Origin of the sequence: Nocardioides pinisoli (genome assembly GCF_024199985.1) — a bacterium.
Lineage (GTDB): Bacteria > Actinomycetota > Actinomycetes > Propionibacteriales > Nocardioidaceae > Nocardioides > Nocardioides pinisoli.
This window is the reverse complement of the sequence record NZ_JANARS010000003.1, coordinates 33,990-58,864: the sequence shown is the minus strand read 5'-3', so window position 1 is coordinate 58,864 and position 24,875 is coordinate 33,990. Positions and strand designations below refer to the sequence as shown.

Here is a 24,875-nt window from a genome sequence, read left to right as displayed (position 1 = left end):
CTAGACTTGCCCGGTGACTCTGAGGCTCCACGACACCGCGACGCGCGAGACCCGCGACTTCGTCCCGCTCACCCCGGGCCGGGCCGGCATCTACGTGTGCGGGCTGACCGTGCAGTCGGAGCCGCACGTCGGGCACGTGCGGTCGGCGGTCAACTTCGACGTGCTCCGCCGCTGGCTCGCCGCCACCGGCCACGAGGTCGACTTCATCCGCAACGTCACCGACATCGACGACAAGATCCTGGCCAAGGCGGCCGAGCAGGGCGTCCACTGGTACGCCCTCGCCTCGGCGATGAAGCGCGAGCTCGACGCGGCCCTGGCCGCCATCAACGTGCTGCCGCCGACCTACGAGCCGGGAGCGACCGGGCACGTCCCGGAGATCGTCGAGCTGATCGAGCAGCTCATCGCGCGCGGCCACGCGTACGCTGCCGAGGACGGCAGTGGCGACGTCTACTTCGACGTGCGCAGCTGGTCGGCCTACGGCGAGCTGACCCGCCAGCGGGTGGAGGACATGGAGCCCGCCGGTGACGCCGACCCGCGCGGCAAGCGCGACCCGCGCGACTTCGCCCTGTGGAAGGGCCAGAAGTTGGGGAAGGAGCCGGAGACCGCCTCCTGGCCCTCCCCGTGGGGTCGGGGAAGGCCCGGGTGGCACATCGAGTGCTCGGCGATGGCCGGGAAGTACCTCGGCCCCGCCTTCGACATCCACGGCGGCGGCGTCGACCTCCGCTTCCCGCACCACGAGAACGAGCAGGCCCAGTCGCGTGCTGCGGGCCGCCCGTTCGCGTCGTACTGGCTGCACAACGCCTGGATCACCACCGCCGGCGAGAAGATGAGCAAGTCGCTGGGCAACTCGATGCTCATCCCGTCGGTGCTCGAGCGCGTGCGGGGCATCGAGCTGCGCTACTACATCGTCGCGGCCCACTACCGCTCGCACGTCGAGTTCAGCTTCGAGGCGCTCGAGGAGTCGGCCAAGGCGTTCCGGCGCATCGAGGACTTCCTCGACCGCGCCGCCCCGGTCGTGGGCACGTGGTTCGCCTCGGTGCCCGACACGTTCCGCGAGGCGATGGACGACGACCTCGGCACCCCCGCCGCGGTGGCGGTCATCCACGACTCGGTGCGCGAGGGCAACCGCCTGCTCGCCGACGGGGCCTCGGACGCGCTCGGCCAGAAGTTCGGCGAGGTCATCGCCATGCTCGACGTCCTCGGGCTCAACCCGGCCGACGAGGCGTGGCCCACCGGCGGGGCCGACGACCGGCTGACGGCCGTGGTCGACGTCCTCGTCCAGGGGCTGCTCGCCGAGCGCGCAGCCGCCCGCGAGACCAAGGACTGGGCGCGCGCGGACACCATCCGTGACCAGATCAAGAACGCCGGGCTCGAGGTCGAGGACACCCCGGCCGGCCCACGGTGGTCGATCAATGCAGGGAGCGTGTGACGTGGCAGGCAATTCCAAGCGCAAGGGCGCCATCAAGAAGACCGGCAAGGGCAACCCCACGGCCGGCTCGGGCGGACGCGTGCGCCGGGGTCTCGAGGGCCGCGGGCCCACGCCCAAGGCCAAGGATCGCCCCTACCACCAGGCGCACAAGGCGGCCAAGCGCGCCGAGCGCGACAAGTCGACCCGCCCGAAGCGCCGGACGACCTCCGACGCCGAGTGGGCCGCCGGGCGCAACTCGGTCGTCGAGCTGCTGCAGGCCGGCGTGCCGGTCGCGGGCATCTACGTCGCCGAGGGCGCGGAGCGCGACGGCCGGATGCGCGAGGCGTTCAAGCTCGCCGCCGAGCAGGGCCTGACCCTGCTCGAAGTGACCCGCAACGAGATGGACCGGATGACCGGGGGCGCCGTCCACCAGGGCCTCGCGGCGCGGCTGCCGGCCTACGAGTACGCCCACGCCGACGACCTGCTCGAGCGTGCTGCCGAGGCGAAGGAGCCGGCGCTGGTCGTCGCCCTCGACTCGGTCACCGACCCGCGCAACCTGGGTGCGGTCGTGCGCTCGGCGGCCGGCTTCGGGGCGCACGGCGTGCTGATCCCGGAGCGACGGGCGGCCGGCATGACCGCCTCGGCGTGGAAGACCAGCGCAGGCGCTGCCGCGCGCCTCCCCATCGCCCAGACGGTCAACCTCACCCGCCAGCTCAAGGCCTACCAGGACGCGGGCTGCATGGTCGTGGGCCTCGCGGCCGACGGCGACATCTCGCTCCCCGAGCTCGTCGCGCCCGGCGGCCTGGCCGAGGGCCCGCTGGTGGTGGTCGTCGGGTCCGAGGGCAAGGGGCTGAGCCGTCTGGTCGCGGAGACGTGCGACCAGGTCGTGTCGATCCCGATGGCCGGACAGCTCGAGTCGCTCAACGCCGGGGTGGCCGCCTCGGTCGCCCTCTACGCGATCTCGCAGGCACGCCTGTAGCCATGGGCTCCACCCCACGCCGGCTCCTCGTCGGCGCGGTGCTCCTCGCAGGCAGCACCGCGCTCGGGCTGGTCGTCGCGGTGTCGCTGTTCCTCAACAGCAGCCGGACCGTGGTCCTCGTCGGCCACGACACCGTCGTACGTCCCACGCTGGCGCGCGACGCCGTCGTCGAGACCGGGCCGCTGCTGCCCGACCTGCGCTTCCGCGACGTCGGTCCGCTCGGGGTGAGGCTGACGCTGGGCAAGACCGAGGTCGGGTCGATCGAGGAGCTGGTCGAGCGCTACGCGCTGATCGCCGGTGACCCGACCGCGCCGATCGACAAGGTGCAGGGCGTCGTCCTGGACATGGCCGTGTCGGCCGTCCTGCGCGGCCTCGGGGTCGGGCTGCTGCCGGTCGCGGTCTTCCTGCTCCTGGGGCGCCACCGCCGCGGCGAGCTCTTCCGGGGGCTCGGCACGAGGCAGGGACTGCTCGCCCTCGCCCTGCTGCTGACGCTCCCGCTCCTGGTGTGGCAGCCGTGGGAGCGCGACGAGGCGACGCAGAAGGGCCAGGGCAGCTGGCAGACGCTGGAGGAGCTGGTCGGGCCCGGTGTCGCGCTCCCGGAGGAGGCGCGCGACATCGAGGTGCGCACCGGCCTGGTCACGACGCAGAGCAAGCGGCTGGTGCTCAGCGCTGTGGACACCTACGACAAGAGCAAGGAGTTCTACTCCACCGCGGCGGAGGAGGCGGCCGACCTCCCCGAGCGGGGCCTGCGCACGCCCGAGGAGGGCGAGACCGTGGCCCTGCTGGTCAGCGACCGGCACGACAACATCGGCATGGACCGCGTGGCACGGGCCATCGGTGACGCCGCCGGGGCGAGCGTGGTGCTCGACGCGGGCGACGACACCTCGACCGGCCAGCCGTGGGAGGCCTTCAGCCTCGACTCTGTGCACGCGGCCTTCGAGGACTGGGATCGCTTCGGCGTCGCGGGCAACCACGACCACGGCACCTTCGTCAGCACCTACCTCGCCGACCTCGGGTGGACCATGCTCGACGGGGAGGTGGTCGACGCCCCGTGGGGTGGCACCCTCCTCGGGGTCGACGACCCCCGCAGCAGCGGGCTCGGCAACTGGCGCGACGAGACGGGCCTGAGCTTCAACGAGGTGGGGGACCGGCTCGCCGATGCCGCCTGCGAGGCGGCCGACGACGGCGAGCGGGTCAGCACGATGCTGGTCCACGACGCCAACCTCGGCGACGAGGCGCTCGCCCGGGGCTGCGTCGACCTCGTGGTCGGTGGCCACACCCACGTCCAGAGCGGCCCGGACCCCGTCGAGGGGGAGGACGGCACGGGAGCCGCGGACGGCTCGCTCGGCTACTCGTGGACCACCGGCACGACGGGCGGGGCGGCGTACGCCATCGCGCTCGGCAGCAAGCCGCGCCGCGACGCGGAGGTCAGCCTGATCACCTACGCCGACGGACGGCCGGTCGGTCTCCAGTGGGTGCGGCTGCGCACCAACGGCTCGTGGCAGGTCGGCGAGTGGGAGCCGGTCACCCCTGCCCCGGTCACACCTGACCAGTGATGGCCTCGTCGGGCTTGGCCGTGAGGAAGCGGTCGATGTAGTCGCTGGCGGTCGCGTGGATGTCGACCTCGTGACCGGCCTGCTCGGAGAGGTACCAGCGGTGCTCGAGGATCTCGTGGAAGACCTCGGCCGGCTCGAGCTTGCCGGTGGCGTCGGGCGGGATCATCGCCATGATCGGCTCGAAGATCTCGTGCATCCAGCGGCTGGCGACGACGTGGCGGTCCTCGCGGCCGAGGTCGTAGTGGGCGGTGAAGGACGCGATGTCGTTGAGGATCCTGCGCGCCTGGTTGTCCTCGACCGTCATGCCGGTCAGGTCGCGCAGCTCGCGGGTGTGGTGCCCGAGGTCCACCACCTTGGGCTGGATGCGGATGGTGTCGCCGCCGAGGTCGGTGACGATGTCGAGCTCGTCGACGTCGAAGCCGAGGTCGTTGAGCCGCTCGACGCGACGCTCGATGCGCCACATCTCGTCGGCGCCGAACTCCTCGAGGTCGGTCAGCTCGCGCCACAGCGCCTCGTAGCGCGAGCGGAGGTGGTCGATGATCTCGAAGCCGTCGATGGGGCGCTGCACCGCGCCGCTCGCGCTGAGGTCCATCAGCTCGGCGAAGATGTTCTCGCAGCCCACGGTGATGTCGTAGTCGCGCAGCCGGTCGCCGACCGCCTCGTGCAGCTCGCCGGTCTCGGCGTCCACGAGGTAGGCGGCGAGCGCGCCGGCGTCGCGGCGGAAGAGCACGTTGGACAGCGACACGTCGCCCCAGTAGAAGCCTCCGAGGTGCAGCCGGACCAGCAGCACGACGATGGCGTCGATGAGCGTCGGCACGTGCTCGGCGTCCATCCCGCGGCTGAAGAGGCTGCGGTAGGGCAGCGAGAACTTCAGGTGGTGGGTGATCAGGGCCGCGGGCAGGTCCTCACCGTCGCGGTCCTCTCGGCCGGTGACGACGCCCTGCGGCACGACCGACGGCATGCCCATGCGCTGCAGGTCGCGCAGCATCCGGTACTCCCGGAAGGCGATGTCGTCGTTGGTCTCCTTGACGGCGTAGACGCTGCTGCCGAGCCGCACGATCCGGACGACGTGGCGCGAGAGGCCGCGGGGCAGCGGGATGACGACGTCGTCCGGCCACTCCTCCAGCGGCAGGTGCCAGGGCAGGCGCAGGATCGCCGGGTCGGGCCGGCTGGCGACGATCCGCATGGCCATGCGATGACACTAGCGGCCCACGAGGCCGTGACGGGCGCGTCGAGACCCGCTCAGTCCGGAAGACTCCACACGTCGATGCGGGGACCGGTCGCGGACGGTACCTCGATGCCATCGGGTCCCGCGGCCAGGTCGGCCCCGCCGGGCTCCGAGCCGAAGACGTGTCGACCCGGCTCCAGCGGTAGCGAGAAGCCCGGGGCCGCCGCTCTGCGCGCCACCACGAGGACGGTCTGCTCGGGGTGCTCGCGCAGGTAGGCGATCGTGTCCGCGTCGACGTGGGCCCAGCGCAGCCCGCCCCGGCGGAGCGCCGGGTGCTCGCGTCGCAGCCGGGCCAGGTCGGCGTACGTCGTCAGCGTCTGCTCGTCCCACTCCTCGCGGCGGTGCCAGGGCATGGGGCGGCGGGCGTCCTCGCCGTTGACGCCCTCGAGCCCGATCTCGTCGCCGGCGAAGACCATCGGGACGCCCGGCATCGTGAACTGCAGGCCGGCCGCGACCCGGTGGACCGAGGCGTCGCCGCCGACGACGGTGCGGATGCGGGCGGAGTCGTGGGAGCCGAGGATGTTCCAGCTCGACGCGGTGGCCCGCCAGCCGAGCGCGCCCTGCCAGGCCCGGAACGTGTCGACCACGGCCGCGCCCTCGCGCCGGGGGACCGGCACCGGGCGGCCGAAGGGGCGCGCGGGCGATGCCGGGTCGCGCAGCCACGACCACACCGGCCACGAGAAGCCCGAGTAGTTCATCGTGCCGTGCCACCCGTCGCCGTCGACGTCGCCGCTGGCGTCGTGGTTGTGCTCGCCGATCACCCACGGGTCCTCGTGGAGGGCGGCCGCGGTGGCGCGCACCGTGCGGGCGACCTCGTGGGCGACGTCGATCGCGCCGAGGCGACCGGTCATGTTGGCCACGTCGATGCGCCAGCCGTCGACGTCGTACGGAGGTTGGAGCCAGCGGCCGACGACGGAGTCGGGCCCGTCGACCATCGCGTGGCGCACGTCGAGGTTGGCGTGGTTGATCTTGGGCAGCGTGCCGTGGCCCATCCAGTTGGCGTAGGTGCCGTCGTCGTCGAAGTAGTAGAAGGAGCGGTGCGGGTCACGGGGGTCGTCGACCGCCGAGAGGAACCACTCGTGGGTGTCGCCGGTGTGGTTGGTCGTGAGGTCGCCCAGGATCCGCCAGCCGCGCTCGTGGACCGCGGCGCTCAGCCGGGCGTAGGCCTCGCTGCCGCCGAGCAGCGGGTCGACCTCGGTGAAGGTCGTCGCGTTGTAGCGGTGGTTGCTCTCGCCGGGGAAGACGGGCGTCGTGTAGAGGATGTCGGCGCCGACCGCGGCGACGTGGTCGAGGCGCTCGACGACGCCGTCGAGGTCACCGCCGTAGAGCTGCATCGGCGTGCGCGGGTCGCTGCCCTCGAAGACCACCTCGTCGTCCCACTCGGCCGGCAGCGCCCAGTCGGGCACCTCGCGCCCGTCGGCGGCCGCGGAGCGTGCGAAGCGGTCGGGGAAGACCTGGTAGACGACGCCGTCCCGTCCCCAGTCGGGCGCGGGCGGGTGGGCGGCGATCCGGAAGTCGGTGGAGTCGGGGAGGTCGTGCCCGACCGGCCCGGCGCCGGTGAGCCACTCCTGCTCCACGCCTCGCACGAGGAGGAAGCGGTAGTGCGTCACCGGGTTGTGCACCGGCAGCTCGCCCTCCCACCAGACGACGTCGCCGGCGGTGGTGGCGCTCATCGGGTGGAAGACCGGCTCGGCGTCGTACGTCGTGCGCAGCCAGACGGCCTCGACCGGGTCGGCGGCGCTCGTGCGCACCCGGACCGTCACGCTGGTGCCGAGCTCGGGCGCCTCGTCGGAGACGTAGAACGGGGACCCGTCGTGGTGGGGGTCGTGGAGGAGGCTCACGGGCCACATCCTTCCTCACCTAGGATGGCCGCCGCGCCCTCGGGCGTACGCCGCGTTAGCTCAGGGGTAGAGCACCAATCTTGTAAATTGGGTTGCGAGAGTTCGAATCTCTCACGCGGCTCCGATGCATCCAACGGCGGCGCCGGCCTGATGAGTGGCGGCAGATCGCACTCGGGGTGGCCGTTCGCTTGCGATGTGCCGCCACCGAGGGACGGCGCCGGTCGGTGGTGGCGGCAGATCACGCGCGCGTAGGTCTGGCATCTGCGATGTGCCGCCACCGAGGGACGGCGCCGGTCGGTGGTGGCGGCAGATCACGCGCGCGTAGGTCTGGCATCTGCGATGTGCCGCCACCGAGGGACGGCGCCGGCCGATGAGTGGCGGCAGAGCGCACTCGGGGTGGCCGTTCGCCTGCGATGTGCCGCCACCGAAGGACGTCACCGGTCGGTGGTGGCGGCAGATCACGCGCACGCAGGTCTGGCATCTGCCATGTGCCGCCACGCTCGCGCCCCCGCGAGGGCGGCTGTCCGGGGTCAGCGGACCTGGGTCACCTCGAACTCGCAGGCGGGCGAGGCGATGGCGTCCTGGGCGGCGACCAGGCGCAGCTCGCGCTCGCCGGAGTCGAGGGTCTCCTTGAGCACGGCGAAGACCGAGGACGCGGTGCGGGCGAGGGCGTCGGCGGGGGAGCCGGTCGTCCGGAGGTGGGCGGTGAACAGCGCGGCGGTGATGTCGCCGGACCCGTTGGCCTTCATCGGCAGGCGGGGCGTCGTCACCAGCCAGGCGCCGTCGGCGGTGACGGCGAGCATCTCGATGACGCCGTCGTCGGCGCCCTCGCGGTCGACCGACGTGACGAGCACGGTCGACGGGCCGAGCCCGCGCACCTCCTCGACGGCGGACAGGATGTCGTCGAGCGAGGACGGGCCGCTGAGGACGTCGCGGTCGGTGATGAAGCCGAGCTCGAACTGGTTGGGGGTCAGCACGTCGGCGACCGGGATCACCGTCGAGCGGTACTTCGGGGGGATCGCCGGGTTGACGAAGCAGCCCGAGGTGGCGTTGCCCATCACCGGGTCGCAGGTGTAGGTCGCGTCGGGGTTGGCGGCCTTGACCTGCGCGACCGCGTCGACGATGACGTCCGCGATCTCGGGGGAGCCCTGGTAGCCGGACAGCACCGCGTCGCAGGTCTCGAAGGCCCCGCGCTCGCCGATGCCGGTGATCACCTCGGCGACGTCCTGGGCCGCGATCAGCGGCCCGCGCCACGCGCCGTAGCCGGTGTGGTTGGAGAAGTTCACCGTCAGCACCGGCCACACCTCGTGGCCGAGGCGTTGGAGCGGGAAGACGGCCGCGGAGTTGCCGACGTGGCCGTAGGCGACGTGGGACTGGATCGAGAGGACGCGCACGGCTTCGAGACTAGCCGTGGACGCTCAGGCGACCTGGAGGGACCTCTTCGAGAGCCCCATCCAGTAGCCGTCGATGACCTGGGTGCCGGGCTCGTCGGCGGCCGTCGCCGCGCCCAGCGTCACGAACAGCGGCGTGTAGTGCTCGACGGTCGGGTGGGCGTAGGGCATGCCGGGCGCCTCGGACCGGTAGGCCGACAAGGCGTCCACGTCGCCGCGGGCGAGGGCGTCGGCCGCCCAGAGGTCGAAGTCGACCGACCAGCCGGGAGCAGTGGCCTCGATGCGGAACTCCTCGAGGAACGGCAGGCCGTGGGTGAGGAAGCCGGAGCCGATGATCAGCACGCCCTCCTCGCGCAGCGGACGCAGCCGCTCGCCGAGCTTCATCAGGCGGTGCGGGTCGTCGGTCGGGAGCGACATCTGGAGCACCGGGACGTCGGCCTCGGGATACATGATCTTCAGCGGCACCCAGGCCCCGTGGTCGAGGCCGCGCGAGGTGTGCTGGTGCACCGGCTCGGTGCTCGGCATCATCTGCGCGACGCGCTGCGCCAGCGCGGTGGCGTCCGGCGTCTCGTAGGTCATCCGGTAGTACTTCGGCGCGAACCCGCCGAAGTCGTAGACCAGCGGGGCGCCGCTGGCCGACAGGCTCACCGGCGCCGACTCCCAGTGCGCCGACACGATCAGGATCGCCTTCGGTCGCGGCAGGTCATTCGCCCAGGCGGCGAGCTGGCCGGACCAGATCGGGTCGTCGAGCAGCGGCGGCGCGCCGTGGCCGATGTACAGGGCGGGCATGGGACTGGTCATGACATCCTCAATAGTTTGGAATTCAACTATATTCCAGCGGTTCCCGGCCGACAAGCACGCGCGCCTACCCGGGCCGGCCGGTGTCGTACGCCGGCAGGGACCAGTCGACGGGCCGGGCGCCCTGGTCCTCGAGCAGCCGGTTGACCGTGCTGAAGGGCCGGGAGCCGAAGAACCCGCGCCGGGCGCTCAGCGGCGAGGGGTGCGCCGACTCCACGCACGGCACCTGGCCGAGCAGCGGCTTGAGCTTCTGGGCGTGCCGGCCCCACAGGATCGCGGCAGCCGGACCGCCGCGCTCGGCGAGCGCCACGATCGCCCGCTCGGTGACCGCCTCCCAGCCCTTGCCCTGGTGGCTGTTGGAGTCGCCGGGTCGCACCGTCAGGGTCCGGTTGAGCAGCATCACGCCCTGGTCCGCCCACGCCGACAGGTCGCCGTGCCGGGGCGGGACGATGCCCAGGTCGTCACGCAGCTCGACGTAGATGTTGACCAGGCTCGGCGGGAGCGGCCACACGTGCCGCTCGACGGCGAAGCTCAGCCCGATCGGGTGCGCGGGGTTGGGGTAGGGGTCCTGCCCGACGACCAGGACGCGTACGTCGGCGAGCGGGCGCTGGAACGCGCGCATCACGAGGTCGCCCGCCGGCTGGTAGCCGCGCCCGGCGGCCACCTCCTCCCGCAGGAACCGGCCCATCTCCGCGATCCGGTCGTCGACCGGTGCGAGGGCCTCGGCCCAGTCGGGGGCGACGAGCCCCTTGTCGACCAACCCGGCGAGGGCGCTCATCGGGCGTCCCGGCGGACCGGCCGCTGGAGCCGGTCGAGGAAGGCGACGAGCAGCGCCTCCCGCATCGGTGGTGAGGCGACGTCGAGCATGGCGTTGACCTCCGCCATCCGGCTCGGCAGCTCGAGCTCGCCGTCGGTTGACTCCCCGACGAGCCCCGACGCGGCGAGGAGGCCGTCGAAGTCGTCGTCGCCGAGGGTCGCCGGGTCGAGCGCCTCGATGAACGCCACCACGCCGGGGTCGACGGCCACCGGCCCGGCGGCCCGGGCGGCCGCGACCGACTCGGTCAGTGCCGAGGCGAACTCCGCGACGTGCGCGTGGGTCCCGGCGCTCACCGATAGGTGGATGCTGGGCGGGTCGTCGCCGAAGGAGAGCTGCGGCTGGACGTACCACCCGCGTGCCACGAGCTCGTCGGTCAGCGTGAAGGGGTCGCAGGAGGCGTCGGTCGCCAGGGCCACGAGGGTGGAGTCGGGCGGGACCACGAGCCGGAGCGCCGGCTCGCGCTCGATGCAGGCCACGATGGCGTCGACGGCGGCGAGGGCGCGCTCCGCCAGCACGAGGTAGCCCTCGTCGCCGATGTGCTCGACGACGGCCCAGGTGCCGGCCACGGGCCCGCCCGAGCGGGTGGACTGCGTCGTGGCGTTGAGCATCGTGTAGCCCGGCCAGGCAGCGGACGCGAAGAACTGCGGCTTGCGCAGCGCCGCGTCGCGGTGCAGCAGCAGCGACGTGCCCTTCGGCGCGTAGGCGTACTTGTGGGTGTCGACCGAGATCGACGTGACGCCCTCGACGGCGAACGTCCACGGGGGCACCGCCCGCCCCAGCCTGGCGGCGTACGGCAGCACCCATCCGCCGATGCACGCGTCCACGTGGCAGCGGACCCCGCGGGCGGCAGCGGCGGCGGCCACCTCGGTCACCGGGTCCACGACCCCGTGCGCGTAGGACGGCGCGCTCGCCACGACCAGGACGGTGTCGTCGTCGATCGCCTCCGCCATCGCCCGGGCGTCGGCGCGGAAGTCCGGGCCGACAGGCACGAGGACCGCCTCGACGCCGAAGTAGTGGGCCGCCTTGTGGAAGGCGGCGTGGGCGGTCGCCGGCAGCACCATCCGGGGTCGTACGACGTCGGGCCGGCTGTCGCGCGCGCCCTGGACCGCCAGCAGTATCGACTCGGTGCCGCCGGACGTCACCGTGCCGACCGCGGACGCCGGCGCGTCGAGCAGGCCGCACGCGAAGCCGACCAGCTCGTTCTCCATCTGCAGCAGCGAGGGGAACGCCGTCGGGTCGAGGGCGTTGGAGGCGGCGTAGGCGGCGACCGCCTCGCGGGCGACGCGGTCCACCTCGGGGTCGCCGGAGTCGTAGACGTAGGCCAGGGTGCGGCCGCCGTGCACCGGCAAGTCCCGTCCCTGGAGGGCGGCCAACCTCTGCATCGCGTCGGTCACCGGACGGCTCCTTCCGCGGCCGTCACGTCGGCCGGGTCGAGGGTGTACTGGCGCAGCCACCACAGGCTGGCCACGATCAGGAGCGCCGGCACGACCGAGAAGCCCAGGGCGATCGCGGTCAGCGCCGAGCCGGGCTGGGTGATGTCGCGGCCCTCGCTCGAGAGGTAGCCGCCCAGCGCGAGCACGAGGGCGAAGAGCGCGGGACCCACCGCCAGGCCGAGCGTCTCGCCGGCCGTCCACACCCCGGTGTAGACGCCCGCGCGGTTCTCCCCGGTCCGGGTGGCGTCGACGGCGGCGACGTCGGGCAGCATCGCCATGGGGAAGACCTGGCACCCGGCGTAGCCGACCCCCACGAGACCGGTCGCGACGAAGGTCCAGACGTCGTTGCCCCCGCGCGCCACCACGGCGAGGGCGGCACCTGCGGCGAGCAACAGCGACGCGGCGACGTAGCCCTGCTTCTTGCCCACGCGCTCGCCCCAGTGCGCCCAGACCGGCGTCAGCACCAGGGCCGGGCCGACGAAGCAGACGAACAGGATCGTGGCCGCGGCCGTGCGGCCGAGCAGGTCGTCGGCGACGTAGGCCACGCCGGCCAGCATGCACCCGGTCGCGAGCGCCTGCAGGACGAAGGTGGTCAGCAGCACCCGGAAGTCCCGCGCCCGCGCGACGACGCGCAGCTGCTCCCGAAGCGAACCCGCCCCGGCCTCCACCGCTCCGATCGGCGCCCGCCGCGTGCCCCACCACGCGCTCAGGACACCCACGAGGATGACGGTCGCCATCACGACGCCCATCACGCGATAGCCGTCGCGCCCGCCCACCGCGTCACGGATCACCGGCGCGGTCGCGCCAGCCGCCATGATGGTGAGGGCCAGGATCGCGACCCGCCACGTCATCAGCCGGGTGCGCTCGTCGTAGGACGACGTGATCTCGGCGGGCATCGCGACGTAGGGCACCTGGAAGAACGCGTAGGCCGACGCCGCGAGCACGAAGAACACCAGCACCCAGCCGGCCTCGAGCCAGCGGCCGTCGAGGTCGGGCGCGGCGAAGATGAGCGCGAAGGCGCCGGCCAGCATCAGCCCGGCCCGCACGAGCCACGGTCGCCGCGGGCCGGCGGGGTCGACCGTGCGGTCGCTGATCCGCCCGGCGACGGGGTTCAGCAGCACGTCCCAGGCCTTCGGCAGGAAGACGATCACGCCGGCCCACAGCGCGGCGATGCCCAGCTCGTCGGTCAGGTAGGGCAGCAGCATCAGCCCGGGCACCGTGCCGAAGGCGCCGGTCGCGACCGAGCCGCTCCCGTAGCCGATGCGTACGCCGAGCGGGAGCCGCGCAGCGTCGACCGCTGTCCTCACGGTCCACCCAGCGCGCGCGAGCTCGCCGACCCGTAGCGCCGCGACGGGTTCGAGCCGATCGAGCCGGCGGGGGGTGCGGCGGGTGCGCCGCCGCCCGCCGGCTTCTTCCCGGCGGCGGCCTTCTTGGCGGAGGCCTTCTTCGCCGGGGTCTTCTTGGCGGGGGTCCTCTTGGCGGTGCTCCTCCGGGTCGCCTTCCGTGCCGGCGGCGCCGTCGGCACGGACCCCGACCACTCGTCCACCCACTCGTCGATGGCGGTCCAGGTCGTCGCGCGGGCGGCGCGGCCGGTGAGCATCCCGAGGTGGCCCCCGGGCACGACCTCGAAGCGCACCTGCGGTGAGCCGGTCAGCAGCGGCACCACCGCGCGTACGGCCGGCAGCGGCGCGATGCCGTCGGTGTTGCCGGCGAACACCAGCGTGGGCACCGAGATCGCGGCGAGGTCGACGGTCCGGTCGCCGATCTCCATGTGCCCCGTCGCGAGGGTGTTGCCCTTGACGAAGCGGTGGTAGAGCTGGCCGAACGTGCGGCCCGGGTAGGCCGTCATGTTGGACATGAAACGGGTGACGGCCTCCATCTGGGCGAGGTAGTCGGTGTCGTCGAGGTGGGTCAGGACCGCGAGCGGCTTGGTGACGACCTTCTGTGCCGAGGCGGCCGTGAAGGCCCAGTTGACGAGCGGGGTCGGTACGCCGCCCAGCGCGCGGTAGGCGCGGGTGATCATCCCCTTGCCCTGGGTGAGGTTGAGCAGCGGCCGCACGGGTGCGACGAGGGGCACCTTCGTCACGTCGACCGGCGAGCCGACCACCGTGATGGAGGCGATCGGCAGGTCCTGGCGGTCGGCGGCGACGAGGAGGGTGAAGATCCCGCCGAGGCTCCAGCCGACGAGGTGCACGCCGCGACCGCCGGCGTGCTCGTGCACGGTCCGGACCGCCTCGGGCAGCACCTCGTCGACCCAGTGCTCCATGCCCAGCGCGCGGTTCTTGAACGAGACCTGGCCGTACTCCAGCAGGTAGGTGGGACGCCCCTGCTCGACCAGGTGCTCGACGAGGGAGCAGCCGCGGCGCAGGTCGTAGCAGAGCGCCGGCGCGGCCAGGGGGGTCACCAGGAGGACCGGGTCACCGTTGTCGGCGACGCCGGCGGCCGGTCGGTAGTGGTAGACCTCGCGCAGCTCTCCGTCGTCGATCAGGGTCCGGGGCATCGGCCGGAGGTCGGCCAACCCGCCGTAGAGCAGCGTGTGCGCGACGTTGCCGGCCGCGGCGACCACCTGGTCGGGCTTGGGGATGAGGTCCATGGATGAAATCTACGGGCAAGAAAATCTCGGGCCGGTGCATCCAGTGGAGGGGTTGGTCCGGAGAAGAGGGTGACGGGCGCCAACGGGCGCCCCTGACGGAAGGACTTCCCTGATGAAGCGACGCGTTCCCGCCATCCTCGCCGCCTCGGCCCTCGCCCTGGGTGCGGTGCAGGCCACGGCCCCCGCCGCCAACGCCAAGGCCGCCGGTGAGGACAGCCTCGCCGCTCTCCTCACCTCCGACGGCAACACCTTCGACAAGAACAAGAACGACTTCGACATCGTCACCGAGGCGGCGCTCGCCATCGTCGGCGCGAAGCCCGAGTCGCCCGTGGCGCTCCTCGCCGACGGCAGCACCCGCCTGACGGTCTTCGCGCCGACCGACCAGGCCTTCCGCCTGCTGGCCGAGGACCTGACCGGCAAGACCATCAAGAGCGAGAAGAAGATCTTCGAGGCCCTCGTCGAGCTCGCCGGTGTCGACACCATCGAGACCGTCCTGCTCTACCACGTCGTGCCCGGGAAGACGCTGACGAGCAACAAGGTGCTCAAGGCCGACGGCGCCCGGCTCACGACCGCCCAGGGCGGCAAGGTCAAGGTCGACGTCAAGATGAAGCCGAGCGTGAGCATCACGCTCAAGGACCGCGACAAGAACGACCGTGACCCGAAGGTCGTGCTGAAGGCCCTCGACCTCAACAAGGGCAACAAGCAGGTCGCCCACGGCATCGACCGGGTGCTCCGCCCGATCGACCTCTGACGGACCGCACGACGGACGCCTGACGGGCGGGGAGCGACGATGACCATCATCCCGTTCCCCGCCCGCGCGGGCCGCCGGTACGGTGGCCCGGTGGTCACTGAGGCAATGGCGTTCGAGGACGAGCAGGACGACAACGTCCAAGCGCTCGCCGCTCGTCTCGTCGAGGGCGACGAGACGGCCCTCGAGGAGGTCTACGACCGCTGGTCCGCGCTGGTGCACACCTACGCGCTGCGCGCGCTCCACGACCCGCACGACGCCGAGGACGTCACCCAGCAGGTGTTCGTCGCCGCCTGGCGCAGCCGGCACACGCTGACGCCGAGCCCGGCGGCCCTGCCGGCCTGGCTCGTGGGGATCGCCCGCCACAAGGTCGCCGACGTCCGGGCCGCCCGCGCCCGCGACGCTGACAGGCTCGCCGCCGTGGTCTCCCTGCCGGGTGCTCGTGACGACACCCTCCAGGCGGCCGACGACGAGACCGCCGAGCGGCTCGTGGTCCGCCAGGCCGTCGAGGACCTGCCCGACCCGCGCCGCACCATCTTGTTCCTCGCGTTCTGGGAGGAGCACAGCCATGCCGAGATCGCCGAGAAGGTCGGCCTGCCGCTCGGCACCGTGAAGAGCCACGTCCGACGTGGCCTGATGAAGCTCCACCAACAGCTCGAGGGGGTGCGCCATGAGTCACGTTGATCCCGAGCAGCTCGCGGGGCTCGCCCTCGACCCCTCGGACGGTCCCGACGAGGTGCGCGAGCACGCCGAGACCTGCCCGGAGTGCGCCGGCCTGGTCGCCGCGTTCACCGGCGTACGTCGCCGAGCGGGCGCCGACGCCCTGGTGCCACCTCCCGCCGGGCTCCGCGCGCAGGTGCTCGCCGAGGTGCGCGCGGGCGACGCGCGCCCACAGTCCCCGTCGGCGCCCGTCGAGCCGGCGCCCGGCCGCGGCGTGCCGCTCTGGCTCGCCGGCGTGGCGGCCGCCCTCGCCCTGCTCGCCGGTCTCGGCCTCGGCCGCATCGGCACCGGGTCGACCGAGACCCCGGAGGCCGTCGAGCCGCCGGGCGACACCGGGACGGTCGTGGCCGCGACCGCCCTCAGGGCCCTCGACAGCGACGCCGAGCGCGGTGAGGCGAGGGCCGTGCAGACCGACGACACCTTCACCATCCGGGTCAGCGCGAGCGAGCTCGGCGACGAGCCGGGCGTGCACGAGGTGTGGCTGATCAACGTCGACGGTGAGCGCATGATCTCGATCGGCCTGCTCGCCTCGGGCGACGAGGGTGAGTTCGCCGTGCCCATGGAGCTCATCGAGCAGGGCTACCGCATCGTCGACATCTCGGTCGAGCCCGAGGACGGCGACCCCACCCACTCCGGGGTGAGCATCGCCCGCGGCGAGCTCGCCTGACCCCCTCCCTCGGGACGGGGCCTCCTCGACAACGCGTCGCGGGAGGGCTAGGAACGGGGTCATGAGGTGGAGGTACGCCGTCCTCGGCGGCACGGCAGCGGCGGCAGCCGCCACGACGGTGCACGACCTGGTCCAGACGAAGCACGCGATCATCCGCAACTACCCGATCATCGGGCACGCGCGGTTCTTCCTGGAGCGCTTCGGGCCCGAGCTGCGCCAGTACATCGTCACCAGCAACGACGAGGAGCGCCCGTTCAGCCGTGACCAGCGCCGCTGGGTCTACGCCAGCTCCAAGCTCGAGAACAACTACTTCGGCTTCGGCACCGACAACGACGTCGAGCGCGTCGAGGGCTACCCGATCGTCAAGCACCGCACCTTCACCGGGCCCGGGGCGGCGACGATGCCGCACGCCCAGGAGGAGATCGTGCTCCCGTGCGCGAAGGTGATGGGCGCGGCGCGTGGTCGCGCGCAGGCCTTCCGCCCCTCGTCGGTCGTCAACATCTCCGGCATGAGCTTCGGCTCCCTGTCGGGCAAGGCCGTCGAGGCCCTCAACAGGGGAGCGGCGATGGCCGGCTGCTTCCAGAACACCGGTGAGGGCGCGCTGTCGCCCCACCACCGGCACGGCGGCGACATCGTGTTCCAGATCGGCACGTCCTACTTCGGCTGCCGCGACGAGCAGGGTCGCTTCGACATGGCGAGGCTGGTCGACGTCGTCCAGTCGGCGCCGGTGCGCGCGATCGAGGTCAAGCTCAGCCAGGGCGCCAAGCCGGGGCTCGGCGGCATGCTCCCCGGCGGGAAGGTCAGCAGGGAGATCGCCGAGATCCGCGGCATCGAGGAGGGCAAGGACTGCGCCTCGCCGAGCCGGCACACCGTCTTCCACGACGTCGACTCGATGCTCGACTTCGTGGAGTCGGTGGCGCAGGCCACCGGCCTGCCGGTCGGGATCAAGTCGGCGGTCGGCAACGTCACCATGTGGGACGAGCTGGTCGCAGCCATGGGCTCGCGGACGCGTGGTGTCGACTTCGTCAACATCGACGGCGGTGAGGGCGGCACGGGCGCGGCGCCGATGATCTTCGCCGACTCCGTGGCCTACCCCTTCCGCATCGGCTTCAGCGAGGTGTGGCGACGCTTCGCGGCCGCGGGCCTCAGCGACGACGTCGTGTTCGTCGGGGCCGGCAAGCTCGGCGTCCCGGAGAACGCCGTGGTCGCCTTCGCGCTCGGCGCCGACATGGTCAGCGTCGGCCGCGAGGCGATGCTGTCGATCGGCTGCATCCAGGCGCAGAAGTGCCACACCGACCACTGCCCGGTGGGGATCGCGACGCAGAACCCCCGCTACACCCGCGGCCTCGACGTCGGGCTCAAGAGCGTCCGGGCGGCCAACTACATCCGCTCCCTGCGCCGCGACCTGCTCAAGGTCTCCGAGGCCATCGGCGTGGTCCACCCCGGCCTGATCGGTCCGCGCGACATCGACATCCTCGACGGCACGCGGTCCGCGGCGGGCCTCGGCGACGTCTACGGCTACGACCCGGAGTGGCCGCGCCTGGGCGCGGACCTGACGCGCGAGATCGAGGCGATCATGGTCGCCCAGGACGAGACCGCGCCCTCGCGTCGTGCACCTGCGTGAGTCCCGCGCGGCTCCGCGGCCGGGGGCGCGGCGTCAGCGCGCGCGCGACTGGCGCACCGTCTTGTCGTGCTGCTCGGGCAGCTCCTCGAGCTTACGGAGGAAGTCGGCGGCCCACTTGGCCACGTCGTTCTGCACGACGGTCCTGCGCATCGCCCGCATCCGGCGGGAGGTCTCCTTCCGGTCGGCGGCGAAGGCGTCGAGCAGTGCCGACTTCATGCCGTCGATGTCATAGGGGTTGACCAGCCAGGCCTGGCGCAGCTCCTGGGCCGCGCCTGCGAACTCGGAGAGCACCAGGGCACCGTCGTCGTCGAAGCGGCAGGCGACGTACTCCTTGGCGACGAGGTTCATCCCGTCGCGGAACGGCGTCACCACCATGACGTCGGCGGCGCGGTAGAACGCGGCCATCTCCTCACGGGGATAGGAGTTGTGCAGGTAGTGGATCGCGGGGTTGCCGATCTTGCCGTAGTCGCCGTTGATCCGACCGACCAGCATCTCGATGTCGTCGCGCAGGATGCGGTACTGCTCGACGCGCTCACGCGAGGGGGTGGCGACCTGCACGAAGACGGCGTCCTCGACGTCGAGGTGACCGTCGCGCACCAGCTCGCCGAACGCCCGCAAGCGGGAGTAGATGCCCTTGGTGTAGTCGAGCCGGTCGACGCCCAGGAAGATGCGCCGGGGGTTGCCGAGCGCCTCACGGATCTCCGCCGCGCGCTTCGCGACCTCGTCGGAGCGGGCGAGCTCCTCGAACCCGGCGGTGTCGATCGAGATCGGGAACGCGGTCGCCTTCACCGGCCGGCCGTCGGGGAGGTAGATGGTGTCGCGGTGGGTCTTGTGCCCCACCCGGCTGCGCACGAGGCGTACGAAGTTGGCGGCCGCGCCCGGCAGCTGGAAGCCGATGAGGTCCGCACCGAGCAGGCCCTCGAGGATCTGCCGCCGCCAGGGCAGCTGGGAGAAGAGCTCGGCCGGCGGGAACGGGATGTGGAGGTAGAAGCCGATGCGCAGGTCGGGGCGCTGCGCGCGCAGCATCTGCGGAACGAGCTGGAGCTGGTAGTCCTGCACCCACACGGTCGCCCCCTCGGCCGCGACCTGGGCGGCCCGGTCGGCGAAGCGCTGGTTGACCGCGACGTAGGAGTCCCACCACTCGCGGTGGAACTCCGGCTTCGCGATCACGTCGTGGTACAGCGGCCAGAGGGTGCCGTTGGAGAAGCCCTCGTAGAACTCCTCGACCTCCTGCGCGCTCAGAGCGACCGGGATGAGGGAGAGGCCGTTCTCGACGAACGGCTCGAACTCGTCGTCGTCCGCCGAGCCCGGCCAGCCGATCCAGGCGCCGTCGTTGGCTCGGAGGACGGGCTCCAGCGCGGTGACGAGCCCGCCGGGGGAGGGGCGCCACGCCACCGAGCCGTCCGGCTGGGTCACCCGGTCCACGGGCAGGCGGTTGGCCACGATCACGAGGTCTGCCTGCGGAGCTCCAGTCACGTCCGCAACCCTAGCGACGCGCGACAGGCCGCAGACCACCCCGCGGTGTCCCGCCTCCGGGGCGGGGCAGCCCGACGCCCGCGCGAGTCCGGGCGCGGTTTTGTCCAGACGACTCGCCGGAGGCGAATGACATCGTTGTCGTTCGTCGCCTAGACTCGTCCTCGTCCACCCGGTCACGGGTGGGTGTGGGGTCGAGGAGGAGATGTCCGATGGACGCAGCCGAGCACATCGCAGCCGGGCAGGAGACTGCCCCCGGACTGAGCCAGCGCGACCGCGACATCCTCGAGTTCGAGCGCCACTGGTGGAAGTACGCCGGCGCCAAGGAGCAGGCGGTCCGCGAGAAGTTCGACATGTCCTCCACCCGCTACTACCAGGTCCTCAACGCGCTGATCGACCGTCCCGAGGCGCTCGAGGCCGACCCGTTGCTCGTACGCCGCCTCCGTCGGCTGCGGGCCTCCCGTCAGCGGCAGCGCTCGGCGCGCCGCCTCGGGTTCGAGATCTGACACCACCTTCGTCACGGCCCGCCCACTCACGATTGGTCACCTTCCCCATGGCCTCCTTCCCCAGCTCCGGCCGCACCGCGCCGCGTCGTCGTGACGACCGCGGCGTGGCCTTCCCGTCCCCGCTCGTGATGCTCTCGGTGCTCGCCGTGGCGATGGCCTCCATCACCTTCGTCGCCACCCGCGACCAGGCGCCGACCGAGCGCCGCGTCGACACCGCGACGATCGCGAGCGCCGACCAGACCCCGACCCCCACTGCCGAGCCGGCCCCGACGCCGACGAAGAAGCCCAAGCCCAAGCCGCAGCTCAAGCGGGGCGAGGTCTACGTCGAGGTCTACAACAACTCCGGCATCCGGGGCCTCGCCGCCGAGACGGCCGCCAAGGCGACCGGCGTCGGGTGGGCCGTGGTCGGTGAGGACAACTGGCAGGGCCTGATCCCCACCAGCACCGTCTACTTCCCGCCCCGGCTCGAGGCCGCCGGCAAGCAGCTCGCCCTCGACCTGGGGATCGGGCGCACGGCCCCGGCCGTGGGCGTGATGAAGCGCGACCGGCTCACGGTGATCCTCACCGCCGACGCCCCGCGCTGAGCCCGGCCGGCCGCCGCGACGACGGACAGGCTCACGGTCCGCGGGCCGCACGTGGTTGGGTTGGGCCCATGGAGTTCACCTCCGATGACGCGCGCGCCCACTACGACGCCGTACGCGACGTCCTCGACGGCGTGGTCGTGGGCCTCGACTTCGACGGCACGCTGTCGCCGGTCGTCGACGACCCCGAGGCCGCACGGCTGCACCCGGCCGCCCCCGGGGCGCTGCTCGAGCTCGCCGAGGTGGTGCGTGCGGTCGCCGTGATCACCGGCCGTCCGGCACGCCAGGCCATCGCCATGGGCGACCTCGACGCCCTCGGCAACGCGATGCTCGACCGCGGCGCCGAGCTGTTCGTCTTCGGCCAGTACGGCAACGAGCGGTGGTCTGCGACCGAGCAGCGGATCCGGTCGCCGCGTCCCCCGGCAGGGCTGGCGACCTTCGAGCGGGAGCTGCCCGCGGTGCTGCGCCGGGCCGGTGCCGCCGAGGCCTACGTGGAGGAGAAGGGCCTCGCCGTCGCGGTGCACACGCGCCGCATGGACGACCCCACGGGCGCCTTCGAGCGGCTCGTGAAGCCCATCTCGGCGCTGGCCGAGCGCCACCACCTCACCATCGAGCCCGGCCGCAACGTGATCGAGATCCGCTCGGGCGACATGCACAAGGGCCACTCGCTGCGGGCCTTCGTCGCCGAGCAGGAGGCGACCGGGGTGATCTTCGGTGGCGACGACCTCGGTGACGTCGAGGCCTTCGAGGCGGTCCGCTCGCTGCGTGGCGAGGGTCTCCCCGGCCTGGTCGTGTGCTCGGCCTCGACCGAGCAGCCGGACCTGGTCCGGCTCGCCGATGTCGTCGTCGACGGACCGGCGGGCGTCGTGGAGCTGCTGTCGGGGCTCGCTCCACGTCGCTGACGCGCCTCGCTGACAGTGTCGGTGGGACGCGGCGCGACCACATCGTGGACTTGATGTGCGCATCGTGAGACAGCCTGCCTAGGCTGAGCCTGCTCATCACGAGGGACTGAGGGAACGGCCCGACGAAGTCCCGGCAACCACCCATGAGCCTCCTGCGCGGATCCGTCCGGCAGTCATGGGAGCAGGTGCCAAATCCGACCCCAGCGAGAGTCGCGGGGACAGATGAGAAGGAGGACTTCATGAGCACCCTGCTGGACGACACGACCACCGCCACGCCGAAGAGGGACCAGCCGCGCGAGGGTGCCTTCGGCAACGCCCGGGCGCTGGCCTGCCGCGAGTGCGCGCACGAGGTCGAGCTCGGACCGTCGTACGCGTGTCCGGAGTGCTTCGGGCCGCTCGAGGTGGCCTACGACTTCCCGACGGTGACCCGCGAGGAGATCGCCGCCGGACCCCGCAACATCTGGCGCTACAAGGCGCTGCTGCCGGTGCCGACCGACATCGAGCAGAGCCCCAACACCGAGCCCGGCTTCACGCGGCTGCTCGAGGCGAAGAACCTCGCCCGCGAGCTCGGCCTCGACAAGCTGTGGGTCAAGGACGACTCGACCAACCCGACCAACTCCTTCAAGGACCGCGTGGTCGCCTGCGCCCTCAGCGCCGCTCGCGAGCTCGACGCGAAGGTGTTCGCGTGCCCCTCGACCGGCAACCTGGCCAACGCGGTCGCCGCCGCCGGCGCCCGCGCCGGGATCCCGACCGTGGTGTTCATCCCGAGCAACCTCGAGACGCCGAAGAAGGTCAACTCGGCCGTCTTCACCGAGAAGCTCGTCGCGGTCGACGGCAACTACGACGACGTCAACAAGCTCGCCTCGGAGATCGCCGGCGAGGAGGAGGGCTGGGCGTTCGTCAACGTCAACGTGCGTCCCTTCTACGCCGAGGGCTCCAAGACGCTCGGCTACGAGATCGCCGAGCAGCTCGGCTGGCGGCTGCCCGACCAGATCGTCATCCCGGTCGCGTCCGGCTCCCAGCTGACGAAGGTCGACAAGGCCTTCCAGGAGCTGATCACGCTCGGCCTCGTCGAGGACAAGCCCTACAAGGTCTTCGGCGCCCAGGCCGCCGGCTGCTCGCCGGTCTCGGTCGCCTACAAGTCCGGCACCGACGCGATCCGCCCGGTCAAGCCCGACACCATCGCCAAGAGCCTGGCGATCGGCAACCCGGCCGACGGCATCTACGTCCTCGACATCTGCCGTCGCACCGGCGGTGCGGTCGAGGACATCACCGACGACGAGGTGCGCGAGGCGATCGTGCTGCTCGCCCGCACCGAGGGCATCTTCACCGAGACCGCCGGCGGCACCACGGTCGGCGTGCTGAAGAAGCTCGTCGAGTCCGGCCAGCTCGACACCTCGCTCGAGACCGTGGTCATCAACACCGGCCACGGCCTGAAGACCCTCGACGCGGTGTCCGACCGCGTCGGTCCCGCCGCCACCATCGCGCCCACCTACGACGCCTTCGTGGCGTCCGGCGTCCTCTGAGAGAGAAGATCAGCAGATGAGCGTCTCGGTCCGCATCCCGACCATCCTGCGCACCTACACCGGCGGCGAGTCCGAGGTGAGCGCCGAGGGCGACACCCTCTCGGCCGTCCTCGACGACCTCGACGCCAACTACTCCGGCATCAAGGGCCGCATCCTCGACGAGGCCGGGGCGCTGCGCCGCTTCGTCAACGTCTACGTGGGCAACGACGACGTCCGGTTCCTCGACGAGCTCGAGACCGCCACGCCCGACGGCGTCCAGATCTCGGTGATCCCGGCGGTCGCCGGAGGCTGAGCCCCCGGCAGGACGCCGCGGTCAGGGCGCGCGTACGTCGACGACCGCGGCGTTGCCCCGCCCGTCGACCCGCAGCTCGGCGACCGCTCCGTCACGCAGCAGGTCCTCGGTCTGCTGCGCGTCGTCCTGGGGCAGGAACCAGCTCTCGATGCCGCACCGGATCTGCCACGACCGGTCGTCGCAGGCGAGGTAGGGGCCGTCGTCGGGCCGCGTGCGGGACCACGCGGCACCGACCCACACGCCGTCCTCCTCGACGAGGCTGATGAAGACGTCGCCGGACTCGCCGTCGTCGAGGGCGCCCAGGCCCGGCTCGACGAAGGACTGCGACCCGTCGTGGCGGAGGTCGGGGTAGTCGAGTGCGACGTAGGCACCACGGAACGGGTCGATCGGGTCGACCAGGGCCACGCGCACGCGGTAGGCGTCGCCCGCCACCCGGGCGGAGAGCTGCGGTGCGACGCCCACCCCGACCAGCGCCAGCTGGCTCGCGGCGACGATGCCGGTGACCACGATGCGGTTCATCGGTCCGCTCCTTCGGCCCCGGTGCCGGCGGGGGAGCCGTCGTCGAGCGCGTGGGCCAGCTGACGGCGGGCCCGGTCGAACAGGAAGCCGGTCGCCAGGAAGACGGTGCCGAGCACCACGAACAGCCAGGCGCCGGTCACGATCGGCGCGAACACCGCGAAGCTCTGGAAGGTGGTGAAGACGACCAGGCCCGCCATCGCCATCCAGGTCAGCGCGGGGTTGTCGCGGACCGTGCCGAGGGCGACCAGTCCGACGGCGAGGACGACGTAGGCGACGACCGAGACCGCCGCGTGGGCCCAGTCGGCGGCGTCGACCTGCGACGTGTCGGTCCCCGTGGTCCAGAGCGCGATCAGGGTGGCCACGACGAGCACGGCGACGGCGCCGAGGGGCTCCAGCGCCCGCACCCCGGGGCGGGTGAGCAGCGACGCCAGCAGGGCGAGGCCGGCGAGGACCAGCGCGACCACCAGCCAGGTCGTCCACACGATCCCGTCCGCGCCGATGTCGGGGATCGCGGCGGCGAAGAGCGCGAGCAGCGCCATGCCGGCGCCCACGGTGCGCCAGGCCCAGGCGAAGGAGTCGATCCGCCCGTCGTGAAGCACCGCCAGGCTCGCGGCCAGGACGGCGCCGGCGCCGAGGAGCAGGACCACGGTGAGGCCGTCGGCTCCGTCCCACACGGGCTGCCAGAACCACCACACGACGCCGGTCACCAGGCCGACGAAGAACGGCATGTGGGACCGGGTCAGGTAGCCGTGGAGCAGGGTCCCGGCCGACCAGAGGCCGACGAGCCGTGGCTCGTAGGCGGGGACCTGCAGCGACTGCGCCGCCTGGAAGAGGACGGCCCCGGCGCCGAGGGCGGCGAGGAGTCGTGCGGCGCCCACGAGAGGCGGTGAGGCGTGCCGCGCGGCCAACGCCTCGCCGCCCACGAGGAACGCCAGCCAGAGGACCGCCACGGTCGCGAAGCGGGTCAGTGGGGAGAGCTGGTCGAGGTTGGCGGCCACCAGCCAGATGAGTCCGACGCCGACGAAGCCGGCGCCCAGGTAGAGCAGGACGCGGCCCACGCCTGTGCGTGCGTGGTGCTCGGAGCGGTAGCGGGACGCGATGCGAGCGGCCTGCTCCTCGCTGATGATCCCCTCCGAGGTCCAGCCGGCCAGCTCGGCGCGCAACCAGGCGAGCTGCTGTGGCGCGACCGGGCGGGCGGAGACGGCGGGTGGCGATGACGAGGTGTCGGTCATGGCCCCACCGTGGCGCGCCGCGAGCTCGTTGTCCTGAGTAC

The 24,875-nt window shown here is 72.4% G+C and carries 23 protein-coding genes, 1 tRNA gene and 1 riboswitch; of the genes, 13 read left to right on the top strand and 11 right to left on the bottom strand.

The window, feature by feature from the left end:
- The first annotated feature begins 13 nt into the window (after positions 1-13).
- Genes cysS through NCI01_RS07350 form a run of 3 tightly spaced genes read left to right on the top strand, consistent with a single transcriptional unit; the run spans position 14 to position 3,943 of the window.
- Positions 14-1,429: a cysteine--tRNA ligase gene (gene cysS / locus NCI01_RS07360; protein ID WP_254180837.1), complete on the top strand. Its 1,416-nt coding sequence runs from the start codon at positions 14-16 to the stop codon at positions 1,427-1,429.
- A 1-nt stretch (position 1,430) separates the two neighbouring features.
- Positions 1,431-2,387, top strand: a complete 957-nt coding sequence (gene rlmB / locus NCI01_RS07355; RefSeq protein ID WP_254180836.1) for a 23S rRNA (guanosine(2251)-2'-O)-methyltransferase RlmB — start codon at positions 1,431-1,433, stop codon at positions 2,385-2,387.
- A gap of 2 nt (positions 2,388-2,389) precedes the next feature.
- Entirely contained in the window at positions 2,390-3,943 is a 1,554-nt protein-coding gene (locus NCI01_RS07350; RefSeq protein WP_254180835.1) for a metallophosphoesterase, read from the top strand.
- Here the strand turns inward: NCI01_RS07350 and NCI01_RS07345 are convergent.
- Both NCI01_RS07345 and NCI01_RS07340 read right to left on the bottom strand, forming a co-directional pair.
- On the bottom strand, positions 3,927-5,135 hold the full coding sequence (locus tag NCI01_RS07345) for a DUF4032 domain-containing protein (protein ID WP_254180834.1): 1,209 nt from the start codon (positions 5,133-5,135) through the stop codon (positions 3,927-3,929). The genes NCI01_RS07350 and NCI01_RS07345 overlap by 17 nt on opposite strands.
- A gap of 50 nt (positions 5,136-5,185) precedes the next feature.
- Positions 5,186-7,012 (bottom strand): alpha-amylase family glycosyl hydrolase, encoded by a 1,827-nt coding sequence (locus NCI01_RS07340; RefSeq protein WP_254180833.1) that lies wholly within the window; start codon positions 7,010-7,012, stop codon positions 5,186-5,188.
- 49 nt (positions 7,013-7,061) lie between these two features.
- Here NCI01_RS07340 and NCI01_RS07335 point away from each other — a divergent pair.
- Positions 7,062-7,133 (top strand) — tRNA-Thr (locus NCI01_RS07335).
- A gap of 409 nt (positions 7,134-7,542) precedes the next feature.
- Here the strand turns inward: NCI01_RS07335 and pdxY are convergent.
- The 6 genes from pdxY to NCI01_RS07305 form a co-directional block, all read right to left on the bottom strand.
- Positions 7,543-8,406: a pyridoxal kinase PdxY gene (gene pdxY / locus NCI01_RS07330; protein ID WP_254180832.1), complete on the bottom strand. Its 864-nt coding sequence runs from the start codon at positions 8,404-8,406 to the stop codon at positions 7,543-7,545.
- A 24-nt stretch (positions 8,407-8,430) separates the two neighbouring features.
- Entirely contained in the window at positions 8,431-9,204 is a 774-nt protein-coding gene (locus tag NCI01_RS07325; RefSeq protein WP_254180831.1) for a dioxygenase family protein, read from the bottom strand.
- A 64-nt stretch (positions 9,205-9,268) separates the two neighbouring features.
- Positions 9,269-9,979 (bottom strand): uracil-DNA glycosylase, encoded by a 711-nt coding sequence (locus NCI01_RS07320; protein WP_254180830.1) that lies wholly within the window; start codon positions 9,977-9,979, stop codon positions 9,269-9,271.
- Positions 9,976-11,412 (bottom strand): pyridoxal phosphate-dependent decarboxylase family protein, encoded by a 1,437-nt coding sequence (locus tag NCI01_RS07315; protein ID WP_254180829.1) that lies wholly within the window; start codon positions 11,410-11,412, stop codon positions 9,976-9,978. Before NCI01_RS07315 ends, NCI01_RS07320 begins: the two co-directional genes overlap by 4 nt.
- On the bottom strand, positions 11,409-12,758 hold the full coding sequence (locus NCI01_RS07310; RefSeq protein WP_254180828.1) for an MFS transporter: 1,350 nt from the start codon (positions 12,756-12,758) through the stop codon (positions 11,409-11,411). Before NCI01_RS07310 ends, NCI01_RS07315 begins: the two co-directional genes overlap by 4 nt.
- The gene (locus NCI01_RS07305) at positions 12,755-14,044 is read right to left on the bottom strand and encodes an alpha/beta fold hydrolase (protein ID WP_254180827.1); all 1,290 of its coding nucleotides are present in this window, start codon (positions 14,042-14,044) and stop codon (positions 12,755-12,757) included. The genes NCI01_RS07310 and NCI01_RS07305 overlap by 4 nt, the downstream gene beginning before the upstream one ends.
- A 112-nt stretch (positions 14,045-14,156) precedes the next feature.
- On the opposite strand from NCI01_RS07305, the gene NCI01_RS07300 reads away from it, so the two are divergent.
- The 4 genes from NCI01_RS07300 to NCI01_RS07285 all read left to right on the top strand — a co-directional run bounded on the left by NCI01_RS07300 (position 14,157) and on the right by NCI01_RS07285 (position 17,803).
- Positions 14,157-14,795: a fasciclin domain-containing protein gene (locus NCI01_RS07300; RefSeq protein WP_254180826.1), complete on the top strand. Its 639-nt coding sequence runs from the start codon at positions 14,157-14,159 to the stop codon at positions 14,793-14,795.
- Between the two features lie 90 nt (positions 14,796-14,885).
- A complete protein-coding gene (locus NCI01_RS07295; RefSeq protein WP_254180825.1) occupies positions 14,886-15,476 on the top strand; it encodes an RNA polymerase sigma factor in 591 nt (196 codons plus the stop codon).
- Positions 15,463-16,179: an anti-sigma factor gene (locus NCI01_RS07290; protein WP_254180824.1), complete on the top strand. Its 717-nt coding sequence runs from the start codon at positions 15,463-15,465 to the stop codon at positions 16,177-16,179. Before NCI01_RS07295 ends, NCI01_RS07290 begins: the two co-directional genes overlap by 14 nt.
- A gap of 61 nt (positions 16,180-16,240) precedes the next feature.
- Positions 16,241-17,803, top strand: coding sequence for an FMN-binding glutamate synthase family protein (locus NCI01_RS07285; protein ID WP_254180823.1), 1,563 nt, complete (start codon positions 16,241-16,243; stop codon positions 17,801-17,803).
- A gap of 33 nt (positions 17,804-17,836) precedes the next feature.
- Here NCI01_RS07285 and NCI01_RS07280 read toward each other — a convergent pair whose 3' ends face one another.
- A complete protein-coding gene (locus NCI01_RS07280; RefSeq protein ID WP_254180822.1) occupies positions 17,837-19,279 on the bottom strand; it encodes an alpha,alpha-trehalose-phosphate synthase (UDP-forming) in 1,443 nt (480 codons plus the stop codon).
- Positions 19,280-19,488: 209 nt separating this feature from the next.
- Between NCI01_RS07280 and napA the strand changes: the two genes are divergently transcribed.
- The 5 genes from napA to NCI01_RS07255 all read left to right on the top strand — a co-directional run bounded on the left by napA (position 19,489) and on the right by NCI01_RS07255 (position 23,083).
- Positions 19,489-19,782, top strand: coding sequence for a nucleoid-associated protein NapA (gene napA / locus NCI01_RS07275; RefSeq protein WP_254180821.1), 294 nt, complete (start codon positions 19,489-19,491; stop codon positions 19,780-19,782).
- A gap of 47 nt (positions 19,783-19,829) precedes the next feature.
- Complete coding sequence (locus NCI01_RS07270; protein WP_254180820.1) at positions 19,830-20,366, top strand: LytR C-terminal domain-containing protein; 537 nt, start codon at positions 19,830-19,832, stop codon at positions 20,364-20,366.
- Positions 20,367-20,434: 68 nt separating this feature from the next.
- Positions 20,435-21,265: a trehalose-phosphatase gene (otsB, locus tag NCI01_RS07265; RefSeq protein ID WP_254180819.1), complete on the top strand. Its 831-nt coding sequence runs from the start codon at positions 20,435-20,437 to the stop codon at positions 21,263-21,265.
- Between the two features lie 90 nt (positions 21,266-21,355).
- A riboswitch (SAM riboswitch) is annotated at positions 21,356-21,494 on the top strand.
- 10 nt (positions 21,495-21,504) lie between these two features.
- A complete protein-coding gene (thrC, locus tag NCI01_RS07260; protein ID WP_254180818.1) occupies positions 21,505-22,791 on the top strand; it encodes a threonine synthase in 1,287 nt (428 codons plus the stop codon).
- Positions 22,792-22,807: 16 nt separating this feature from the next.
- Positions 22,808-23,083: a MoaD/ThiS family protein gene (locus NCI01_RS07255; protein WP_254180817.1), complete on the top strand. Its 276-nt coding sequence runs from the start codon at positions 22,808-22,810 to the stop codon at positions 23,081-23,083.
- Positions 23,084-23,104: 21 nt separating this feature from the next.
- On the opposite strand, the gene NCI01_RS07250 is transcribed toward NCI01_RS07255, so the two are convergent.
- Together NCI01_RS07250 and NCI01_RS07245 are read right to left on the bottom strand one after the other, a co-directional pair.
- On the bottom strand, positions 23,105-23,602 hold the full coding sequence (locus NCI01_RS07250) for a GDYXXLXY domain-containing protein (RefSeq protein WP_254180816.1): 498 nt from the start codon (positions 23,600-23,602) through the stop codon (positions 23,105-23,107).
- Positions 23,599-24,834, bottom strand: a complete 1,236-nt coding sequence (locus tag NCI01_RS07245; RefSeq protein ID WP_254180815.1) for a DUF2157 domain-containing protein — start codon at positions 24,832-24,834, stop codon at positions 23,599-23,601. The genes NCI01_RS07250 and NCI01_RS07245 overlap by 4 nt, the downstream gene beginning before the upstream one ends.
- Positions 24,835-24,875 lie beyond the last annotated feature (41 nt).